Source organism: Micromonospora sp. KC721, from assembly GCF_004348355.1.
Lineage (GTDB): Bacteria > Actinomycetota > Actinomycetes > Mycobacteriales > Micromonosporaceae > Micromonospora.
Genome location: NZ_SMJY01000320.1, coordinates 1 through 3,852, shown reverse-complemented (window position 1 = coordinate 3,852; position 3,852 = coordinate 1). Strand labels below are relative to the sequence as shown.

At 71.2% G+C, this 3,852-nt stretch carries 2 protein-coding genes and 1 pseudogene; 1 reads left to right on the top strand and 2 read right to left on the bottom strand.

The features are described from left to right. Nucleotides 1-1,250 (bottom strand): annotated as a pseudogene (locus E1182_RS29660) (excinuclease ABC subunit UvrA); the annotation flags it as partial. Between the two features lie 115 nt (nt 1,251-1,365). Between E1182_RS29660 and E1182_RS29655 the strand changes: the two are divergent. Continuing rightward, nucleotides 1,366-2,154, top strand: a complete 789-nt coding sequence (locus tag E1182_RS29655; protein WP_207921572.1) for a MerR family transcriptional regulator — start codon at nt 1,366-1,368, stop codon at nt 2,152-2,154. 124 nt (nt 2,155-2,278) lie between these two features. Here the strand turns inward: E1182_RS29655 and E1182_RS29650 are convergent, their stop codons facing one another. Continuing rightward, nucleotides 2,279-3,454 carry a hypothetical protein gene (locus tag E1182_RS29650; protein ID WP_132271020.1) on the bottom strand — a complete coding sequence of 392 codons (1,176 nt, stop codon included), beginning with the start codon at nt 3,452-3,454 and terminating at the stop codon, nt 2,279-2,281. Nucleotides 3,455-3,852 lie beyond the last annotated feature (398 nt).

Genomic DNA, 3,852 nt, shown 5'->3' with positions numbered 1-3,852 from the left:
GGCCCGAGGTCGACCACGTAGTCGGCGATCGCGATGGTCTCCGGCTTGTGTTCCACCACCAGCACCGTGTTGCCCTTGTCGCGCAGCCGCAGCAGCAGACCGTTCATCCGGGCGATGTCATGCGGGTGCAGCCCGACCGTTGGCTCGTCGAACACGTACGTGATGTCGGAGAGGCTGGAGCCCAGGTGCCGGACCATCTTCACCCGCTGCGCCTCGCCGCCGGAGAGGGTGGCCGACTCCCGGTCGAGGCTGAGGTAGCCAAGCCCGATCTCCACCAGCGACTCCAGCGTCTCGCGCAGGTTGGCGACCAGCGGCGCCACCGAAGGGTCGTCGATGCCGCGGACGAACTCGGCCAGGTCACTGATCTGCATGGCGGAACAGTCGGCGATGTTACGGCCGGCGATCCGGGACGACAGGGCGGCGGCGTTGAGCCGGGCGCCGTTGCAGTCCGCGCAGGTGGTGAAGGTGACCGCCCGGTCCACGAAGGCGCGGATGTGCGGCTGCATCGACTCGCGGTCCTTGGCCAGGTAGAGCCGGCGCACCTTGACCGCCAGCCCCTCGTACGTCAGGTTGTTGCTACCCACCTTTATCTTCGTCGCCGGCTTGTGCAGGAAGTCCTGCCACTGCTGCGGTGTGAAGTCCTGGAGCTTGAGGTCCGGGTCGAACAGGCCGGAGCCGACGATGGTCTGCCAGTACCAGGTGTCGACGGCGAAGTTCGGCACCAGGATCGCCCCGTCGTTGAGGGAGCGTTCCACGTCGACCATCGCGTGCACGTCCAGGTCGGACACCCGGCCCAGCCCCTCGCAGGCCGGGCACATCCCCTCGGCGAGGTTGAAGCTGAACGCGCCGGCACCGCCGACGTGCGGGGTGCCGAGGCGGCTGAACACGATGCGCAGCATCGCGTACGCGTCGGTGGCGGTGCCGACCGTCGAGCGGGAGTTCGCCCCCATTCGTTCCTGGTCGACCACGATCGCCGGGGTCAGGTTCCGCAACGAGTCCACGTCCGGGCGGGACAGGTTCGGCATGAAGGACTGGAGGAAGGCGCTGTAGGTCTCGTTGATCAGGCGGCGCGACTCGGCCGCGATGGTGCCGAAGACCAGGGATGACTTCCCGGAGCCGGAGACCCCGGTGAACACGGTGAGCCGTCGCTTCGGAATGTCGACCGAGACCCCGGTGAGGTTGTTCTCCCGGGCACCCCGTACCTCGATGACGTCGTGATTGTCGGCGGCGGATCGCGCTGGTTGCTGCATGCCTTCCATTTTCTCATTGAAGTACCTGTGTAGAGTTCGCGGTCAGATGACGCAGGCCAACACCCTTGAGGGGGCGGAAAGTCTCAAATTCTCCGGTAAGCGGTACGGTGGCTGCGTGCGAATCGGTCGGTGGCGGGTGGTCGATGTCGCGGCCACTGCCGGAATCTCCACCCAGCAGGTGCGCAACTACCTCGACGAGGGGGTGCTGCCGCCGGCCACCCGGACCGGGAGCGGCTACCGGGTGCTCACCGACGTGCACGTGCACGCCCTCGCCGTGCTGCGGCGAATGGCCGAGGGGCACGGCTGGGCACGTACCCGGGAGGTGATGGCCGCGGTGCACCGGGGAGAGTGGGCGGCGGCCCTTGCCGCGCTCGACGCCGGCCACGCCGAACTGGATCGGGAGCGGGCGGAGATCCGTCGGGTGCTCGGCGCCTTCGAGACGGTGGTGGCCAGCCCGGCGGTGGCGGCGCCGCGTCGCGGCGCGCGGATCGGGGAGGTCGCCGACCTGGTCGGCGTCCGCACCTCCCAGCTACGGCTCTGGGAGCAGCGCGGCCTGCTGCGGCCGGTGCGGGCGCCGGGCACCGGCTACCGGGTGTACGACGCGGCCGAGCTACGCGCCGCGCAGGTGGTGGCGCTGCTGCGCCGAGGCGGCTACCCGTTCGAGATCATCGCGGCGGTCCTCGACGAGATGCGTACCACCGGCCGGCCGCAGCGGGTAAGGGCCGAACTGGCCCGGCGGGAGCAGGACCTGCACCAGCGCAGCCTGCGCCGGCTGCGCGCCTCGGCCGAGTTCTACGGCTACCTCGCCGCCACCGGCCAGGCCGCGGCCTCCCTCGAAGCTGGTGAATCCGCGTCTCCGGCCAGTCCGGCAGAGTCCCCGGCGGACTCGGCGCGGGCCAACTGAGCCGGAGCAGACCGGGCGCGGGCCAGTTGGGCGGGGTTGAGGCGGCCGTCTTCCCGGCCCGCTCGACCAGCGCGCGACGGCCCGGCGGGAGAACCCGCCGGGCCGTCACAGGTGGCGCGAGGACTCAGTTCAGACCGCAGGTGGCGAAGCTGTCGAGGTTCGGGCGGGTGGCGCCGACCCGGTTGAAGGCGATCTCGATGCGGTCCAGGGCGGCCTTCCGCTTGTCGGCCAGCGGGCCGAGGATGGCGTTGCGGATGAAGTTCGCTCCGCCCTGCGGGTTGGCTGCCTGCTGGGCCAGGCGGGCGTTGGCCTCGCTGATCTGCTTGTCGAGCTGGGCCAGTTCGGCCTGAACGTTCGCGGCGGCCTGGGCCGGGACGGCCGGGATCTGCGGCGTCGGGCAGTTCACGGTCTGGGCACGGTTCCCGTTGCCGGCACCGGCGTTGCCATTGCCGGCGTTGCCGGCGTTACCGGTGTTCGCGGCACCGCCGTTGTTGCCGGCGTTGCCCGCCCCGGCGGCGTTCAGGCCGCAGGTGGCGAAGCTGTCGAGGTTCGGGCGGGTGGCGCCGACCCGGTTGAAGGCGATCTCGATGCGGTCCAGGGCGGCCTTCCGCTTGTCGGCCAGCGGGCCGAGGATGGCGTTGCGGATGAAGTTCGCTCCGCCCTGCGGGTTGGCTGCCTGCTGGGCCAGGCGGGCGTTGGCCTCGCTGATCTGCTTCTCGAGCTGGGCCAGTTCGGCCTGAACGTTCGCGGCGGCCTGGGCCGGGACGGCCGGGATCTGCGGCGTCGGGCAGTTCACCGTCTGGGCGGCGGCGACCGTGCCGGCAGTGGCCTTGCCGGCGGTGGCCTTCACCGAGCTGTTGAGGGCGCTGGCGACACCCGAGGCGTTCAGCGTGCAGGTGGCGAGGCTGTCCAGGTCGGGGCGGGGGGCACCGACCCGGTTGAAGGAAATCTCGATACGGTCCAGCACCGCGACGCGCTTGCTCTTCAGCGGACCGAGAATCGCGTTGTTGATGAAGTTGGGGCCGCCCTGCGGGTTGGCCGCCTGCTTCGCCAGGCGCTCGTTCTGCCGGGCGATCTCCTCGTCCAGATTGACCAGTTCCCGCTCCACATTGGCAGCCGCCGCGGCCGGGATCGCGGGCAGCTTGTCGCGTACGGTCGGGCAGTTGACGGTCTGGGCGACGCCCGTGCCGCTGTTCTCGCCGGCGGAGGCGAGCTGCAGCCCTCCGGCCAGCAGCAGCGCCGCTAGGGCGCCCACTCCGCCGAGCTTGAGGACCGCGTTCTTCCGCGTAGGCCTGGCCATGTACCTCTCCTCTGGTCTCCGCCGGGCCGTCGACGCGTCGCGTCCATGAGGCGGCCCGGTGGTGCGGTGGGGATGTGGGAGGCCCGGTGCCCGTCGCCCCGGCATTGGCAGTGGCCCGGTCCGTCCCGACGGCCATGGATACGGAGACGGTCAGAAGATCGTTCAATGGGGGCAGGCGTTTTCTGCGCCGGATCTCACCCGGCGACATCGACCGTGGGCCGGGCCTGCCCGGCGATGGCCTGCCGTCTGGGTATGGTGCCTCTCCATGAGAGCCGAGGTCCTGGCAGCCGCCGTCGCCGCACTCCTGGTCACCGGGGCACCGGCCCCGGCGGGCGCCGCCCCGGCGGCCCCCGCGCCCGGGGCCGCCGTGCCCTGCCCGACGCTGCCCGCGCCGAAGG